The organism is Pseudomonas sp. NFX15 (genome assembly GCF_049132105.1).
Lineage (GTDB): Bacteria > Pseudomonadota > Gammaproteobacteria > Pseudomonadales > Pseudomonadaceae > Aquipseudomonas.
This window is the reverse complement of sequence record NZ_JAFMPV010000010.1, coordinates 88,093-104,199: the sequence shown is the minus strand read 5'-3', so window position 1 is coordinate 104,199 and position 16,107 is coordinate 88,093. Positions and strand designations below refer to the sequence as shown.

Annotated in this window: 13 protein-coding genes; 8 read left to right on the top strand and 5 right to left on the bottom strand. The window is 55.9% G+C overall.

Features of this window, described 5'->3' with window-relative positions; genetic code table 11:
- Window positions 1-36: 36 nt before the first annotated feature.
- From J1D76_RS13360 to J1D76_RS13350, 3 genes are read right to left on the bottom strand one after another with little or no spacing between them, the layout of a single operon-like run.
- On the bottom strand, window positions 37-990 hold the full coding sequence (locus J1D76_RS13360; protein WP_421138758.1) for a DUF7065 domain-containing protein: 954 nt from the start codon (window positions 988-990) through the stop codon (window positions 37-39).
- A gap of 14 nt (window positions 991-1,004) precedes the next feature.
- Entirely contained in the window at window positions 1,005-2,393 is a 1,389-nt protein-coding gene (locus J1D76_RS13355) for a phosphotransferase family protein (protein WP_421138757.1), read from the bottom strand.
- The gene (locus J1D76_RS13350) at window positions 2,394-3,737 is read right to left on the bottom strand and encodes a spinster family MFS transporter (protein ID WP_421138756.1); all 1,344 of its coding nucleotides are present in this window, start codon (window positions 3,735-3,737) and stop codon (window positions 2,394-2,396) included. It lies immediately after the preceding gene.
- A gap of 344 nt (window positions 3,738-4,081) precedes the next feature.
- Between J1D76_RS13350 and J1D76_RS13345 the strand changes: the two genes are divergently transcribed.
- The 5 genes from J1D76_RS13345 to J1D76_RS13325 all read left to right on the top strand — a co-directional run bounded on the left by J1D76_RS13345 (window position 4,082) and on the right by J1D76_RS13325 (window position 9,766).
- Entirely contained in the window at window positions 4,082-5,557 is a 1,476-nt protein-coding gene (locus J1D76_RS13345; protein ID WP_421138755.1) for an aldehyde dehydrogenase family protein, read from the top strand.
- Between the two features lie 105 nt (window positions 5,558-5,662).
- Window positions 5,663-7,768: an acetate--CoA ligase family protein gene (locus tag J1D76_RS13340; protein WP_421138754.1), complete on the top strand. Its 2,106-nt coding sequence runs from the start codon at window positions 5,663-5,665 to the stop codon at window positions 7,766-7,768.
- 47 nt (window positions 7,769-7,815) lie between these two features.
- Window positions 7,816-8,565 (top strand): SDR family oxidoreductase, encoded by a 750-nt coding sequence (locus J1D76_RS13335; protein ID WP_421138753.1) that lies wholly within the window; start codon window positions 7,816-7,818, stop codon window positions 8,563-8,565.
- A gap of 17 nt (window positions 8,566-8,582) precedes the next feature.
- Window positions 8,583-9,014: a Zn-ribbon domain-containing OB-fold protein gene (locus J1D76_RS13330; RefSeq protein ID WP_421138752.1), complete on the top strand. Its 432-nt coding sequence runs from the start codon at window positions 8,583-8,585 to the stop codon at window positions 9,012-9,014.
- A gap of 2 nt (window positions 9,015-9,016) precedes the next feature.
- Window positions 9,017-9,766 (top strand): SDR family oxidoreductase, encoded by a 750-nt coding sequence (locus tag J1D76_RS13325; RefSeq protein ID WP_421138751.1) that lies wholly within the window; start codon window positions 9,017-9,019, stop codon window positions 9,764-9,766.
- Between the two features lie 203 nt (window positions 9,767-9,969).
- On the opposite strand, the gene J1D76_RS13320 is transcribed toward J1D76_RS13325, so the two are convergent.
- Both J1D76_RS13320 and J1D76_RS13315 read right to left on the bottom strand, forming a co-directional pair.
- Window positions 9,970-11,589 (bottom strand): AMP-binding protein, encoded by a 1,620-nt coding sequence (locus J1D76_RS13320; RefSeq protein ID WP_421138750.1) that lies wholly within the window; start codon window positions 11,587-11,589, stop codon window positions 9,970-9,972.
- A gap of 196 nt (window positions 11,590-11,785) precedes the next feature.
- Window positions 11,786-12,439 (bottom strand): TetR/AcrR family transcriptional regulator, encoded by a 654-nt coding sequence (locus J1D76_RS13315; RefSeq protein WP_421138749.1) that lies wholly within the window; start codon window positions 12,437-12,439, stop codon window positions 11,786-11,788.
- Window positions 12,440-12,727: 288 nt separating this feature from the next.
- Between J1D76_RS13315 and J1D76_RS13310 the strand changes: the two genes are divergently transcribed.
- Genes J1D76_RS13310 through J1D76_RS13300 form a run of 3 tightly spaced genes read left to right on the top strand, consistent with a single transcriptional unit; the run spans window position 12,728 to window position 15,971 of the window.
- Window positions 12,728-13,600, top strand: coding sequence for an acyl-CoA dehydrogenase family protein (locus tag J1D76_RS13310; protein WP_421138748.1), 873 nt, complete (start codon window positions 12,728-12,730; stop codon window positions 13,598-13,600).
- A 27-nt stretch (window positions 13,601-13,627) separates the two neighbouring features.
- On the top strand, window positions 13,628-14,818 hold the full coding sequence (locus J1D76_RS13305) for an acyl-CoA dehydrogenase family protein (RefSeq protein ID WP_421138747.1): 1,191 nt from the start codon (window positions 13,628-13,630) through the stop codon (window positions 14,816-14,818).
- Between the two features lie 34 nt (window positions 14,819-14,852).
- Window positions 14,853-15,971, top strand: coding sequence for a nitronate monooxygenase (locus J1D76_RS13300; RefSeq protein ID WP_421138746.1), 1,119 nt, complete (start codon window positions 14,853-14,855; stop codon window positions 15,969-15,971).
- Window positions 15,972-16,107 lie beyond the last annotated feature (136 nt).

Sequence of the window (16,107 nt, the reverse complement as noted above, 5' to 3'; positions counted from 1 at the left end):
AGGGTAATGCTCAGGGTTTTCACCGCTGGCAACAGATCACTTGCGCAAGGCGCCTATCGCAGTTCGCCATTGGTCATAGCGCCAGACATCCTGATCCTCGCCGTGCCCATGCTGGCTCACTCCGTCAATGCTCCAGGACAGGAATGTATTCAGGGTGGTGCCACGCGGCACGCTCATCATCATTCGCGATAATGCGGTGCCATGCGCAACGAGCTCCCTGCCCTCCTCGTCCAGCGCACGGATATGCATGGCGGTAATGTGATTAGTCGAGGGGTCGCGCTGAACCGAGCGCGACCCGCTGACTATTCTGGTGCGACGCCCATCGCGTAACAGGTAACCGTGGTAGATGACCTCGAATCCATCTGCGTCCAGCTTTGCAGGCAGCACAAATACGCAGAAACCTTCGCGTTCGGAAATGGTGCCGAAGGAATAACCGAGTCTGCTGCCTCGGTGATCAAGGCGCGGCCCCCACGAGCGATCTCGAACGCCAATGCAATCAATCGCGATTCGCTCGCCGCGCAGCATCATTTCTCCTGTCACGCGGCCGGCCTGGTCGAAATGAGAAGAGCTGACGAAAGGCGGGTCCCCCATAGGGAACGGATGGGGCTCCATGATCGCGTCAAATTGAAGATCCAGACGGATATGTTCGCGATCCTGATAGTGCAGCTCATAGCGCTTGAGCGGCTCGATCATCTTCACCGAATAGTTTTGCGGAAACGTAAAGTCGCGCAAATCCCTCTCTTCTTTCAACGGCTGACAGTGCTGATACTGGAAGTAAGGCAACTCCCAGGGGCTGACGCCACTGGGATCATAGACGAACACTCCGCCGCCACTATTTTTCATATTTGGACGGATCCAGGCGTACATCCACCCGGCCATCGCGCGCTCAGGAACGTTAAACGAAAACCAGCAGGTTTCGGTCTGCCAAGGGTCATCGCCTGGCGCATGGAAATCGTCATCGAGCGCCGTAACGAGGTTCTGATCGTTCATACAGTCTCCGAAATTCAGGTCAGTGTGGCGAATTGGCGGGTTGAAAGTGCACCCATGGCCGGAGCCATCAGGGCGGTATCACGCTGCACACGCAAAGCCAGAAGACGAACGATGCGAGCCTCATCAATAGTCCGTGCGCGGATAGCTTCGACAAATGCTTGGCGAGCTTCACGCAAGTCTGAGAATGGAGTGTCGAGTGCTTCGGCCAACTCGTTCATCTCGGCACGTTCAAACTGAGCCCCAAAGCGGTCGCAGGCTTGCCAGAACTTGACCAGCCGGGCCATTGATTTGATGCGATGGGCTGCAACTTCGTCAGTGACCCGCGGAACCACTTGCTCCCTGAGCTCAAGCAACGCGACAGCATAAGAACGGTCATGCTGACCCGGTGGGCAGTCCGGCAGTACCAAGGCCGGCAGATCAAGACCGAGCGCCTCGGCAATACCCTCAACCAGCACACGACAATGCAGCGTGTAATACATAAGGTAATTGCCATAGATGCCGGTGAAAGCACCTTGGTTTTGCACAAGATCGGCGTGAGTGTCGATCACCAGATTAATCAGCGCATATGCACGGTGATACCGAACACGAGGAATATCCATAGCCGCATCCGAGGCGCGTACGTACTCGGCGAAACACTCTGGAAGCGCTACAAATGGTTGGAAAAGATCACGGACGGCAATCCAGGCGAGATCCTCCATAGGATCGCCAAGATGGGTCATTTCCCAATCAAGGATCGCAGTCACTTCACCTTCATGGTGCAGGAAGTTGGCCGGCCCGGCATCTCCGTGAACCAGCACGGTGCGCGTCGGCTCTTGCGGTACATTGTCCTCAAGCCAACGCAGCCCAAAGACCAGTAATGGATCCTCAGCTCCCTCAGCGTGCTTGGCTGCCAGAGCCTTGAGCCGTTCGCGGATCTGAATCGACACTGACGCAGGTTCGACAAACCCTCGCAGTGGTAATTGTGTGACGTCCATGGCGTGGAGAGCCGCTAGTTGACGCATGAAGTCAAAGGCAACCTGGCGACGGGATGCCTCATCAATTAGCACATCAAAGCGCGCCTCTCCCGGCACTCGCGCCGTCAGCATTGCCCGACGCCCCACATCGTAGGCCAGCAACTGCGGCACAGTGACGGCCGTGCCTTGCATGGCACTGATGGCGGAAGCCTCCGCTTCAAAGCCGGCGAGCCGGGCAGCGTTTTCCGGGTCTCGGAGATCATAAGTCAGGTAGCAATCTGTTTCGCCGGTTTGCGCGAACGAAACGCGCAGCATGGCACCTTCACGGGATGCCCCGCCGCCCGCCCGCGGTGCTACCGACAAGATTCGCGCTCCCAGGTCTTCCTCTATCCACTGCACAATGCTGATCGGCAGGAGGTCTTTTTGGTTCGATTCAGTACTCGCGGGCATTTAATGCGCTCCTTGAAATTGTTGCTGCTCACCCAACTCTCGCTCTACTGTGCGGCCAGCTCGATAAAAGTGAAACATTGCCCATAGGTGCCCTATAGCCATGATGGACATACCGTAGGCAAGGGACTGGCTACCAAACTGAGGTGCGAGCACGTCGCTCAGTAAACCCACCACTTGCGGGCCAAGCCCGGCACCGATCAGGTTTGTGAGCAGATATAGAACACTGGCCACCGTTGCGCGCTGGCGCACGCCGACCAATGATTGGGTAAGCGCATAGGCAGGCCCGTACCAGAGGGAAGATAGAATCGCCCAGGCGGCGAAAGAGGCGAGCATCAAAAAGGTGTCGCGAAACAGCAGAGTTCCCAGCAAGGTCGGAATAGAGAACAACGCCGCCAGGGAAAGAAGTCGCGTGCGCCACACTTGACCAAGCCGTGACAGCCGGTCAGCAATGAACCCACCCCCTAGTACCCCCAGAACACTCACGGCACCATAGAATAAACCGACCACCAGGCCCGCGTGAGCGACCGGCATTCCGTGTGAGCGCAATAAAAAGGGTGCGCACCAAATGAGAATCGCCGCTGAAACCATCGCATTCAGTGTAATACCCAGCGTGAGGTTGCGTAGCGCTGGCGCTCGTGACATCCGCACCACGACGGCCCAAAGGTGAACAGCGGGCGCATTACGGGTGATGACGGTCGAGTCTTCCTCGCGCTCGCGCACAGGCTCGCGCATCAGAATCAGCACTGCGATCGCCAGCACCACGCCTGGCAGCCCCGCAGCCAAGAAGGTCATGCGCCAGCCAAAATGGCCTACCAGATAGCCGCCGACAACGAATGTAAGAATGATGCCAACCGGCGTTGCCAGGTAATAACAGGACAAGGCTCTGGCACGCTGTCGGTCCGGAAATAGATCGGAAATCATCGACATACCGGCGGGGCCACTGCCGGCCTCCCCTGCTCCGACGCCGATCCGCGCCAATAAAAGATGTACAAAGCTTTGCGCGGCACCGCACAAGGCAGTCGCGAGGCTGAAGGCCAGCAGACTGCCGGCTATAATGCTGCGTCGGTTAATGCGATCGGCCAAAATCCCCAGCGGAATGCCAGCGGCGACGAAGAAAAGCGAAAAGGCCAGAGGCAGCATGCCCAGTTGTGAATCGCTGAGCGCAAACTCAAGCTTGATCGGTTGGAGAACGACCGAGATGATCGCTCTATCCAAGGCGACACAGGTGTAAGCAAGCGTCAACAGAATAAGCGTGATGACGGCGCGGCGACTTTCGAAACCGCGCCCTGTATCCAGGCTGGCCGCGGCTAAGCCGCCTGAGGCTGCACTGCTTTTTTCAGACATGATCCGTCCTTTTCGCGCTCATATTTTTGTTTGAAGCCGAGCTAGCGATAGCTAAAGCTATGCATATCGACTTAAGCTTTGCGCAATCATAATAATCATATAGATGTATTGTTCGCTTTGCCAGCGGTCAGTTCACACCGGAGCGCGCAGCGGACATTCGCTCAAATCACCGGCGGCAGGCGGGTATTACTGCAGCCCTCTTTGAGGTCGCGGCGCAAAAGTGCAGCTCAAGTTTTTAGCTGCCGCCCCTTGCAATCATACTAATCATTTATATACTTTCACCACCGCCTGCGGCAACGTATCTGCCATCCACTAATTTCAAGAACAAGAGAGTCGGGGTTCATATGGTTCAGCCACTAAGCGCATCGCTTTATATTGGAGGGGACTGGGTTCACGAAACCGCATCCCGGATCGAGATCATCAACCCTGCAACTGAAGGGGTGATCGGCCATGCAGCGGTCGCCGATAAGGTCATCTGTAACCAAGCCATCGGAGCTGCCCGGGAAGCTTTTGACAGCGGGATCTGGCCGCGCATGAGCACTCGTGAACGGGTCGATGTGTTGCAGAAGATGCACGACTATCTGATGAGCAAACGCAGCGAAATTGTAGACTTGGTCATCCGCGAAGCTGGTGCCACCCAAATGCTCGCTGATTTCCTGCACTTCGGCATCGCAATGAAGCACGCTTCCCATCTCATGGGTGAGGCGCTGCGCATCCAACCGAGCCTTACGCCTATCGAGCTCACCCCGTCCATGGACGGCACGACGGTGATGGGGACTTCGGTCACTGTTTACGAACCCATTGGCGTGGTAACGGCAATCACCGCGTACAATTTTCCGTTTTTTCTGAACGTGACAAAAATTTTCCATGTGTTGACCATGGGCAACACTGTCGTCCTCAAGCCTTCCCCCTATACCCCGATGCAAGCCAGTATTCTGGGTGAAGCGGCCGAAGCTGCGGGCCTGCCCAAGGGTGTCCTGAATATCGTCAATGGCGATGTGGAGACCGGCGAACAGCTCACAACCGACAAGCGTGTCGACATGGTCACGTTCACGGGTTCCGATAAAGTGGGCGCTATGATCATGGCGCAGGCAGCCCCAACCTTGAAAAAGGTACATATGGAGCTGGGTGGCAAGTCTGCCCTCATCGTCCGGGCTGATGCCGACCTCAAGAAAGCAGCACAAACCGGCTTGGGCAGTTTCACTGTGCAAGCGGGTCAGGGATGTGCCCTGACAACCCGCCACCTCGTACACAATTCTGTGCGTAAAGCGTATGTGGAAACGCTGGCTGCGATGGCCGCACACATCAAAGTGGGTGACCCTGCTGATCCAGCCACTCAAATGGGACCACTGATTCGCGAAGCTGCACGTCAACGCACCGAGCAATTTGTCGGTTATGGACTGGACGCCGGTGCTCGCCTGGTTTTTGGTGGCCGCCGTCCACAGGGGCTTGATCGCGGATTTTTCCATGAGCCAACGCTGTTTGACGATGTGCACAACGACATGCAAATAGCCCAGCAGGAAATTTTTGGCCCGGTGGGAGTCGTCATTGGCTATGACACCGATGAGGAAGCGATCAGTATTGCCAACAATTCGGACTTTGGCCTGCACGGCAGCATCTATTCTGCGGATGCTGGCAAGGCCTACCAGATAGCTCTGCAAATTCGCACAGGCGGCATGTCAATTAACGGAGGCGGAGGGACCATGCTTTCGGATGCCCCGTTTGGCGGCTACAAACGGTCCGGTCTGGGTCGCGAATATGGCCGGGAAGGTCTTCTGGAGTTTACTCAAATCAAATCGGTGAGCTTCCACGCAGGGTAATAGTGTTTCAGCCGGCCGCCGCGAGTGTTGCAATTCCCCCGACACTTGCGGGTCGGCCGGCGCCTGTCAAATAGTGTTCTTGCTTATCCGTTGAAAGGAAATCTCATGCCTTCCCAGCGACTGAACAACTTCTTTTCTCCCCGCAACGTCGCGCTTGTTGGCGCATCGGAACGCTCCATGTGGTCGCAAGGCATCGTTGCGCGGTTCAAGGAATACGAATACGAAGGCCAGGTCTATGCGGTCAACCGCACGGGTGCGCCAGCCCATGGCTACCCAGGCTTTACCCGCTGCCAGGACATTGGTGAGCAGATTGATGCAGCGTACATCTTCGTCCCAGCGGCCAGCGTATACGAAGCCCTGGTAGACGTTGCGGCAGCGGGCATCAAAGCAGTCGTCATTCTAACCTCCGGTTTTGCTGAAGCAGGCGAAGATGGCAAGCGATTGCAGGATCAGATCTGCGCCTATGCTGATGCGAAAGGTATCGCGCTCCTTGGCCCCAATTCCTTGGGATTCGCCAACATTGTCCAACGTAGAGTCCTTTCGGTTGTACCTGCACGGCTACCCATCATTGATGGTGGAATGGGCGTAGTTTCACAAAGCGGCGCAGCACTCGGCGACATAACGCGATTCGCTCAACAGCAGGGTATTGGCATCTGCTTCCAGGCCGCCACGGGCAACGAAGCTCAACTGAGTGTCGCCGACATTATCGATTACCTGGTGGATATGCCCGAGTGCAGAGTCATCGCCGTATTTGCCGAGTCAATATGCCACCCACAAAGGCTGCGTGAAGCGGCGCTTCGTGCAAGAGCGATAAAAAAGCCGATTGTTATCTTGAAGGTGGGAAGGAGCGAAGTCAGCGCCAAAGTAGCCCAAGCCCACACAGGCTCTTTGGTCGGCGACGACATTGTCTTCGACGCCGTTTGCAAACAACTCGGAATAATCCGGGTGAACTCCATTGAAGAGCTCCTGATCACTGCAGCGCTCCTGGAAAAAACCGGGCCGCTGAGTGTGCCGGGGGTGGCTCTGGTATCGCTCTCTGGAGGTGCATGCGGCATGTTTGCCGACCATGCACAAGCGTGCGGTTTGGACCTGCCAACGCTCAGCGATGCCACCCAGGCAGCGCTGCGCAAGGTGCTGCCAGAGTACGCCTCGACGCTGAATCCGTTGGATATCACTGGGGGCGCCATTCGCGAACCTGAACTCTGGGAAAAAGCTCTTCCTCTCGTGGGAGCCGATCCGTCCGTTGGTCTCGTACTGGTGTCCAGCGCAGTGCCCGCACAGCCATCGGAGAAGCACACCCAAATTGCACAAGGCACCAGCATCGCGCGTGGTCTCGCCCTCAGCCCTGTTCCTGGGCTCTTGATGAGCCAGACGCTTCAACCGTTCACTGTCACCACGGGTGAATTCCTTGAAGAAACCGGCGTACCGGGGCTGTCGTACAGCATTGAGTATACCGCTCTCGCAGTCAGCCACTTGTGCCGATGGTCCAAGCAGCTCGCCAAAGGTGGCGCAGCCCCCACCCCTGCGACTTGTCAGGCGAGTGAAACGCCGCGCTCTGAAAGCGAAGTGCTGCGGTTTCTGCACAGCCAAGGAGTTCCAGTGATTCCTTCGGTTATCGCCTCCGTACGACAAGACGCCGTAGATTACGCCCGTACACTGAACAGCCGTGTAGCCATGAAGATTGCATCGCGCGACATTGCACACAAAACCGAGGTCGGTGGCGTGAAGCTCAATGTTGAAGGCGATGACAACGTCTCTGCTGCTTACGACAGCATTCTGAACAGTGCCCGGCGCAACGCACCCCACGCTCAAATTGACGGTGTGCTGGTAGCCCCGATGCGTGATGCCGGAATCGAACTCTTCATAGGCACCACGCTTGACCCTCAATGGGGGCCCGTTATCGCTGTCGGCCTCGGTGGCATCTGGGTTGAACTGCTGAAAGACACCAGTGTTCGCTTGCTGCCCGTAAACCATGAGGATGCATTGGACATGCTCATCAGTCTGCGAGGAGCCAAGTTACTTCAGGGATTTCGCGGCAGTCAGGCGGCAGATTTGGAGCGCATTGCCGATGTCATCGTAAAGGTCGGAAATGCTGCCGTCGCTCTGGGCCCGGATTTGCAAGCGCTGGAAATCAATCCTTTGCTAGTTAATGGCGCTGATGTGGAGGCCCTCGACGGTCTTGCGATATGGCGTGATCAGGTACCAGCGTAAATCCAGGAATTACTACTTTTGCGCTTTAAACCAGCGAGAACAATAATATGAAAACGCTAGAAGGCAAGGTCGCATTCGTTACCGGCGGCTCAAGGAGCCTGGGCCTTAGCATCGCCCGCGTCTTGATAGATCAGGGCGCCCATGTAGTTATCACCGCCCGCAACCATGCAGCACTGAATCGTGCCCGCATTGACCTGGGTGACAAGGCGCTGGCGCTGCAAATGGATGTGCGCGATTCTGCATCCATAAAGGCGGCTTTCGCGGCGACCCATGAACGCTTCGGACGACTCGACATTCTGGTAAATAACGCAGCAGTTGGCTGCTTGCACCGTATCGATCAAGCCAGCGATGAGGACCTCAAAACTCAACTCGAGACCAATCTGCTGGGTGTGATTTATGCCATCCGTGAGGCTGTCCCGCTTATGCGCCAATCCGGAGGTGGAGACATCGTGAACGTTTCATCGGAATCCGTTCGATTGCCGTTCCCGATGCTCAGTGTTTACGCCGCGACCAAGGCGGCCGTTGAATGTCTGACCGCCGGCTTGCGCGACGAATTACGTCCGGATCATATCCGGATCGGCACGCTGCGCTGCGGCAACATTGCGGAAAACAGCGGGTTCGGCGACAGCTGGTCACCCGAAGTGAAAGCCGATGCCTTCGAACTGTGGCAAAAGACCGGGCACCTTGCATTCGCGGGGCAACCCATACCGCAAGAAGTCGCAGCCAATGCGTTGCTCGCCATGATCAACACACCCGCCAGCGGCGGCCTCGACCTGGTAGAAATACGAGGGCGGTAACCCGAAAGGAAAACGTCATGAACGAGACCACGTTCCAACGCATCCTGCCGCAAGTGACGGCGCTGAATCAGCATTTCTGGGGCGGCGGCGAGGACGGGAAACTTCACCTATTGCAGTGTCAGGCGTGTAAAAAACACGTGCACCCGCCCCTGCCCATCTGCAATCGCTGCCGCTCCCGCAACCTTCAAGTTGTGACCGTCAGTGGCAAAGCGCAGGTGGCCAGCTTCACGATCAACCATCAGCCGTGGTTTCCAGGCCTGGCAGTGCCATATTGCGTGGCCATCGTCGAGCTTAATGAAGAACCAGGTTTGCGCCTGACCACGAACATCGTGCACTGCGCGCCAGAAGAAGTGCGAATCGGAATGCCCGTATGCGTCACCTTTGAACAACACGAAGATGTCTGGCTGCCGATGTTCGAGCCAGACACAAACCCTACCTCTGGAGAATAATAATGCGCTTTAACAACAAAGTTGCCGTCGTGACCGGTGCCGGGCAAGGCATCGGCGAAGCCTACGCGAAAGCCCTGGCCGCAGAAGGCGCCACGGTGGTCGTAGCCGAGCTCAACGAAGAGCAAGGCCGCCGCGTGGTGAGTGAAATCGAAACCTCCGGCGGCAAGTCGATATTCGTCAAAACTGATGTCTCATCGCAAGAGTCGTGCGCTGCTCTGGCCGCTGCAGTCAAGGAAAGTGTGGGTGGTGTCGACTATCTGGTCAACAACGCCGCCATCTTTGCCGGCATGCGCTTTGATTCGCTGACCAATGTGGATCTGGACTACTACTTCAAGTTTTTCGCAGTGAACTTGCACGGCGTACTGTTGGTAACACGTGCGCTCCTCCCGCTCATTGAACAGCAAGGGGGGGGCAGTATCGTTAACCAGTCCTCCACCGCCGCGTACTTGGCGGGCAGTTATTACGAGATCAGTAAACTGGGTGTCAATGGGATGACTATTGGTCTTGCCAAAGAACTGGGACCCAAGAACATCCGTGTCAACGCTATCGCCCCGGGTCCGACGGATACAGAGGCTATGCGCGCAGTCCCGAAGGCCATTATCGATAGCATCACCAGTGCTTTGCCACTTGCGCGCCTCGGCACTACAGATGACATTGTCAACGCCCTGCTCTTTCTGCTTTCAGACCAGGCGAGTTGGATCACTGGCCAGATCCTGTGCGTGGATGGCGGCATGATCCTGCGCGGTGCTTGATCGCACGGCTGACTGAACAAAGCGGCGCTTAGGCGCCGCTTTTTTTCACCGGTAAAAAAAATCAAGTCTTGCTGCTGTATCAACTCGGACCATATCGTTTGTGTAGATGCAAAAAAATCGCCTCCTGGAGACGATTATTCAGCCTGAACCAGCCGCAAACCATAAGGCTGAGCTCGCCGTGAGACGAGCGCCCGCCCAATGAATCATCTTTTCTTAAGCACCATTCCTGATGCCTCGCGATCCCAAGTCGCAGCAGTAACGCCCTGATCCCGAAGTTCATACTTCAACACCCTTCCAACCGGGTTACGCGGCAGCTCCTGTCGAAACTCGATGAAGCGAGGCACAGCAAAATACGGAAGCTGATCGATAGCCCAAATACACAGCTCCTCTTCGCTTAATTGAACACCGGGTTTGAGGATCGCGGTTACCTTGACTTCGTCTTCGGTGAACTCTGACGGCACGGCATGGACGGCTACATCCTCAATAGCCGCGTGGGCGCGAAAGCTGGTTTCCATCTCATAGCTGGAGATGTTCTCACCCCGTCGGCGCAAGTAGTCTTTCTTGCGGTCGACGAAATAGAAATAACCTTCTTCGTCAAATTTTCCGATATCGCCCGTGTGAAACCACAGATTGCCCATGACTTTAAGCGTGTCGGCCGGACGGTTCCAATAACCCTCGAACATGACATGTGGTTGGCGTGGGCGGACAATGACCTCGCCGGACACTCCTGCGGGTTGTTCAACTTCGTTATCATCAACGATTCGAACATCAAACCAAGGATTACGCTTGCCCGAGGAGCCCGGCGGCGAAGGCTCACCGAAGACTGCCGAGGTCAACAGCGACGCTTCTGTCAGGCCATAACCTGGCACCACGGTGCTTGGCGTGCCAAAGCGTTCTTTCCATGCTGCTTGCAATTCAGCAGGGAAAGGAGCCGCACCCACGTGACGAATCTGTCCGTAGCAACGCTTCATCACCTCAGTCTCAGGGGCGTTGAGCAACAGAGGTACCATCGAGCCCAAAAGGTTGACGTCATTGGCGCCAGTGCGCTCGATCTCTGCCCAGAAATTGGACACTGAGAACCGCGGATAAACCGCAACCCGCCCGCCCACCATCATTTGCGCCAGTACACTGGTAGACGTGGCATTCATGTGGAATAACGGTAGCGGAGTCCAGTTGATGGTGTCGGCGTTCCGTCCATTCGCTATGGCCGCTTGACGGGCCAGGCTGCAGGCATAGTTGTGGCTGACCATGCAGCCCTTCGACGGACCGGTGGTACCGCCGGTATAGATAAGCATTGCCAGGTCGGTAGGCAATACCTGAACGTCCGGAGCATGAGTTTCCTCAGCGCGGATTTGGTCAATGTGCAGCAATTTCAGCTGGCTGTCGGTAGGTGGACGCTCACCGCGGTAAACCAGTGTGGTCGCCTCGGACAAACCGCTTGCGATGGCTTGCACCCGTTCTGCGTAATCGCTTTCGGTGATGATGACCCGGGCACCCGCATCAGCCAGCTGATGCCGCAGGAACTCGCCTTTATACGCCGTGTTGACCGGAACGCTGACAGCGCCAAGTTTGTTAATGGCAAACCAGAGGAAAACGGCATCGATATTGTTGTCAACGATCGTGACGACTGTCTGGCCATGCTCAACGCCCAAGCCGCGCAGACCGTGTGCAAGGCGTGATGACTCTCTGTCCAGGTCTGCATAGGTGAAAATCTCCCCGAGCAGATCGATGAAAGGTTTGCTGCCATTGGCGCTGACGGCCCGCTGCAACACAGCGCAGACTGTGTCCTGCTCACCGAGACCGGAGACATTCGCTTGATTCATCTAGCACCATCCTATTTTTGTTTTATGCCTGTAGCGATGAGCCGCTGGACGCAATATTCCGCCCTTTATGACAAACCGCACCTCTCACTGACCCTGCTCCGGCAGCCATTGAAATGACATCGAAAGCAGGCTTAATCATATCTATCATATATACATTTAAGAACCATTGAAACACCGCTATGGGACGGCCCTGCCATTAATTCGCCTTGTCAGTTGCGTCATCGGTCGGCGTATCAACACAGTGCTTGAGCATCGCCCTGGCACCCAACCGCCAGTGCTCATAGGTGTGCGCGGCCTCGGAGCTAGATTGACGCGCCATGTGTCGAAAGGTTGCCGTGCTCAGTTCAATCAAAAGGCTTACCAAATTTGCCAGTGCCGCTGCGCTCCATGTCGAACCCAGTTTGCGCAGGATGTCGACGATGATCTCTGTCATTTCTCCAAGATAACGCCGTTTCGCCTCTTTTAGTTCAGAGGAGCTATCCATGATCGGGCCCAGTCGTAAAACGATCCTGGCATTAGTGATATCGCTAAATAAATCGCTGCGATTATCGGCGAGAAAATCAAGCAAGCTGCAGGCAGATTCGGCATCAGCACACCTTTTTTTGAGCACCTGAATCGCATCTGTCGCCCACTGGCGGTAAATGCAGAAAGCAATCGCTTCTTTATTTGGAAAGTACTGATACACGGAGGAAACGGGTACCCGGGCTTCTTTGGCAATTGCATTGGTACTCATCCGCTCCTCTCCCTTTTCAAGAAGCCGGATATAGGCCGCGATGATGTCATCCACACGCTGCTCTGAGCGTTGCTGTGACGGCGCCTTGCGCAGTTTCAAGGTTGGAGGATTGTCCATGGTGGTTCGCGCCTCTTCGAGATCACAGCATGTTCGGGCTTTACAATGTGAGCAAGTGTTCATATTCTTGTAAGCATATAGATCATTTATATGAATAACATCAACCCCTCATGAGGTTAAGCGATGAAAATCCCCCCAACCAGCCTGACCCTTAGTGAACGCGAACAGCTGTCAGGGTCAGTTCGGCTCCTTTTGGAGCGAAGTGGATCCGATTCAAAGGAAACCTGGCGAAGCCTTACCGAATTAGGACTTTCCCAAATCGGCCGTCCTTCCGGTGCAGGGGGACTGATGGAAGGCAACGAATTACTGCAGGAGATAGGCAGGTCTGCTTCTTCAGCGCCTCTTACAGGTGCAATTCTGATTAACCTTGCTGCCGCGCTGACGGGCAACGAGTCCGACTTTGCAGCACTGCTGGAGCTTCTGGACACCGGCAACGCAGGTGTGGTGTTTGCATTTGGGAAGCACGATGGCGACGTAAACGCCGGACAGGCCACCTTTTCCAATAATCAGCTTTCCGGCGAGGTAGCTTTCGTCGAGGCAACGGCGGCAGTAACCGATTTAGTGGTGGCTGTCGAGGGAGGCTTGGCCTGGGTGAGTCTGAAGGCCGACACTCTGACCGTCACAAGCAGCAGAGCGCTCTCCACTGAAGAGCTGCAATCGTTCAAGTTCGATAATGCGGATGCGACTTTCATTCCATTGCCTGAAGGCATGATCGCCGATCTTGTATTGATTGCCCGCTTTTGCTCAACCGCCTATGCATTGGGCGCAGCGCGTGCCGGCTTCGAGGAGGTCCTTGAGTACGTCAAAATTCGCAAGCAGTTCGGGCAACCGATCGGGCGTTTCCAAGCGATCCAGCACAAGCTCGTCAATTGTCACACCCAGTTGGAAGCCATTCGATTATCCACTTCCCACGCTGCGGAACAGTTCGATCTCAACTCACCGGACTGGCGTTTTTTTGCGGCGGCCACGTGCGCCTTTGCCAATCAGGCGCTGCGTCAGGTCGCATTGGAGTGCCATCACACCTTCGGAGCCATTGGCTACTCGGAAGAACACACGATGCCTCGCCATTTCCGCCGGATTCACACTTCCGTCCTAAAGCACGGCGGGTTACGTAACGCTCGCGAGTTGCTGGCGGAGCAGTTACTCGGCGCTGTGATCTAAAACAAAATCTGATCAAGGAATTTTATAATGGCCGCATTACCGGAATACACAGTAACTCCCGAGGTCGCACAGTTCCGCGCCGAAGTTCGCGAATGGTTAAGCATCCACTGGCCCGCGGAGCGTAAAGCTGCACACGACGCTTTGCCATCGAAGCAACGTCTGTGGGATCCGGGTTTTTCAAAAGAACTTGGCGAACAGGGATGGATTGCCTTGTCGTGGCCGAAACGGTTTGGTGGTCAAGCGCGATCCCCAATGGAGATTTGGGCTTTTGCAGAGGAAATGCGTCGCGCCGGGGCGCCCTTGCGTTACCACGGCGTGGCATCGGGCGTTGTCGCAGGCGCCTTGATGTCCTTCGGCACTGAAGAACAGCAACAAGAATGGCTGCCGCGTATCCGCGAGGGCCGCGTGTCATTTTGCCTTGGCTACAGCGAACCAGGCTCTGGCTCGGACTTGGCGTCCCTTCGCACTCGCGCCGAACGCGACGGCGATGAATGGGTGATCAATGGCCAAAAGATCTGGACGACATTCGCAGAGGATGCTGATTACCTGTGGCTCGCTGCACGTACAGACGCAGAGGCAACGCCTCAGCATGCCGGCATCAGCATTTTTATCGTGCCAATGAATGCCGCCGGAATAACGCTCCAGCCCTCTATGGCGATGTATGGTAAAACTTTTGCCAATGAGTTTCTGGATAACGTTCGGGTAACGAACGAAGCATTGATAGGTCCAGAGAACGGCGGCTGGAAGGTGATAACCGGTGCCTTGGCGGATGAACGTATCAGCATGGGTGGTTTCGTTATCGATGCCCAGCGGGTTTTCGATCGCATCGTTGACCATATTCTTATATCGGAACTGAATGGTCGGCCGATGAGCAGCGATCCGCTGGTTCGTGATCGTGTCGCAGGCCTTGCTGCGGAAATCGAAATGGCCCGCCAGCTATCACGCAATGCGGTACAGCAGATCGAGCTAGGCCACTCAGGTTTGACAGAAGCCGCCATGAGTAAAACGTTCACCGGCGAACTGATGCAAAGGCTTTGCGAAGCGGCGCTGGACATCCTCGGCATGGGTGCACTGCTCAGCAAGGACAACCCAGGATCTCTGGTGGGTGGCGAGGTCGAATATTCACTTCGTGAATCGATCATGTTGGTTATAGGCGGCGGCACCAACGAGATTCAGCGCACGTTGATTGCCCAACGCGGGCTTGGCCTGCCCCGGTAAGCCAGCCCTGAAATCACAATAAGGAGCACGTCGCATGAAAACTCCTATTTGCCATTCGCTTGGCATCGACATGCCGATTTTCGCTTTTTCCCATTGCCGCGACGTCGTCGCCGAAGTGACCAAAGCGGGTGGCATGGGCGTACTGGGCATCTCCGGGTTTACTGTGAAGCAACTTGCCCAGGAGTTGGATTGGCTCGATACACATACCAACGGTTTGCCCTATGGTGTAGATCTGTTGATGCCAAATAACTACCAGGATGTGGGACATAAAAAGCTGGATCGCGACGCGATCTTGCCGAAGGATGTCGTAGACTTCATGAATCGCAAGCTCGATGAAGCCGGCATTGCCCGTCTTCCCGAGAACGAACGTGATGCAATGTTGCGCAGTGAAGATGAGCACACAAACGTCGGCACAGCAGAAGCGGGGAAACTGTTTGATCTCGCACTGCAGCATCCTCGCGTGAAGTTGGTCGTGAGTGCCCTGGGCACACCATCCAAACATTTCATCGACCTGGCTCATGAGCACGGCGTACTCGTGGGCGCACTGGTTGGCAAGGTCGAGCATGCCCTGGCACAGAAAGCCGCCGGTGTGGACCTGCTGATTGCTCAGGGAATGGAGGCTGGCGGACACACCGGAAGCCTGACTTCGATGGTGTTATGGCCTCAGATTGTCGACGCCGTTGCACCCATGCCCGTTTTGGCAGCGGGAGGCATTGGCCGCGGGCGGCAGATGGCGGCAGCTATGGCGTTAGGTGCAGAGGGCGTATGGTGTGGCTCGGTATGGCTGGGCACTCGAGAGAGCGAGCTGCAACCGGGCCTCAAGCAACGGTTGTTCGACGCCCATAGCGAAGATGCGTTGCAGACCCGTGCTCACAGTGGTAAACCGATGCGGGCCCTGCGCAGTAAATACAGTGACGTATGGAACGAATCAGGTGCACTTTCGCCGCTGGCGATGCCACTTCAGTTCATCCTTAACCATGAGTCCACGTTACGCATCAAACGAGCTGGCGCCGTCGATTGGATGTCCTACCCGGTGGGACAAATCGTTGGAGACATGAAGCACGAAACCAGCGTACGCCAAGTGATTCATGAGTTTTTGGAGGAGTTCATCACCACCACGGACAGACTGCAAGCATTGCTGGCCGAAGCCTAAGCACTCAAAAAGCCGGACAGGGTATTCCCTTTCCGGCTTTATGTCGGTTTGACCCGTTGAGCCCAACGTGTTGATGGACCGCTTCCCTAAGTCCTGACAACAAATCAAGTCCATGGACATCGCGGTGGTGTGGAGC

Excerpts from the sequence above, each read along its gene's own strand:
- J1D76_RS13360 (WP_421138758.1), bottom strand. The coding sequence starts at position 990 with ATGAACGATCAGAACCTCGTTACGGCGCTCGATGACGATTTCCATGCG.
- J1D76_RS13355 (WP_421138757.1), bottom strand. The coding sequence starts at position 2,393 with ATGCCCGCGAGTACTGAATCGAACCAAAAAGACCTCCTGCCGATCAGC.
- J1D76_RS13350 (WP_421138756.1), bottom strand. The coding sequence starts at position 3,737 with ATGTCTGAAAAAAGCAGTGCAGCCTCAGGCGGCTTAGCCGCGGCCAGC.
- J1D76_RS13345 (WP_421138755.1), top strand. The coding sequence starts at position 4,082 with ATGGTTCAGCCACTAAGCGCATCGCTTTATATTGGAGGGGACTGGGTT.
- J1D76_RS13340 (WP_421138754.1), top strand. The coding sequence starts at position 5,663 with ATGCCTTCCCAGCGACTGAACAACTTCTTTTCTCCCCGCAACGTCGCG.
- J1D76_RS13335 (WP_421138753.1), top strand. The coding sequence starts at position 7,816 with ATGAAAACGCTAGAAGGCAAGGTCGCATTCGTTACCGGCGGCTCAAGG.
- J1D76_RS13330 (WP_421138752.1), top strand. The coding sequence starts at position 8,583 with ATGAACGAGACCACGTTCCAACGCATCCTGCCGCAAGTGACGGCGCTG.
- J1D76_RS13325 (WP_421138751.1), top strand. The coding sequence starts at position 9,017 with ATGCGCTTTAACAACAAAGTTGCCGTCGTGACCGGTGCCGGGCAAGGC.
- J1D76_RS13320 (WP_421138750.1), bottom strand. The coding sequence starts at position 11,589 with ATGAATCAAGCGAATGTCTCCGGTCTCGGTGAGCAGGACACAGTCTGC.
- J1D76_RS13315 (WP_421138749.1), bottom strand. The coding sequence starts at position 12,439 with ATGGACAATCCTCCAACCTTGAAACTGCGCAAGGCGCCGTCACAGCAA.
- J1D76_RS13310 (WP_421138748.1), top strand. The coding sequence starts at position 12,728 with ATGGAAGGCAACGAATTACTGCAGGAGATAGGCAGGTCTGCTTCTTCA.
- J1D76_RS13305 (WP_421138747.1), top strand. The coding sequence starts at position 13,628 with ATGGCCGCATTACCGGAATACACAGTAACTCCCGAGGTCGCACAGTTC.
- J1D76_RS13300 (WP_421138746.1), top strand. The coding sequence starts at position 14,853 with ATGAAAACTCCTATTTGCCATTCGCTTGGCATCGACATGCCGATTTTC.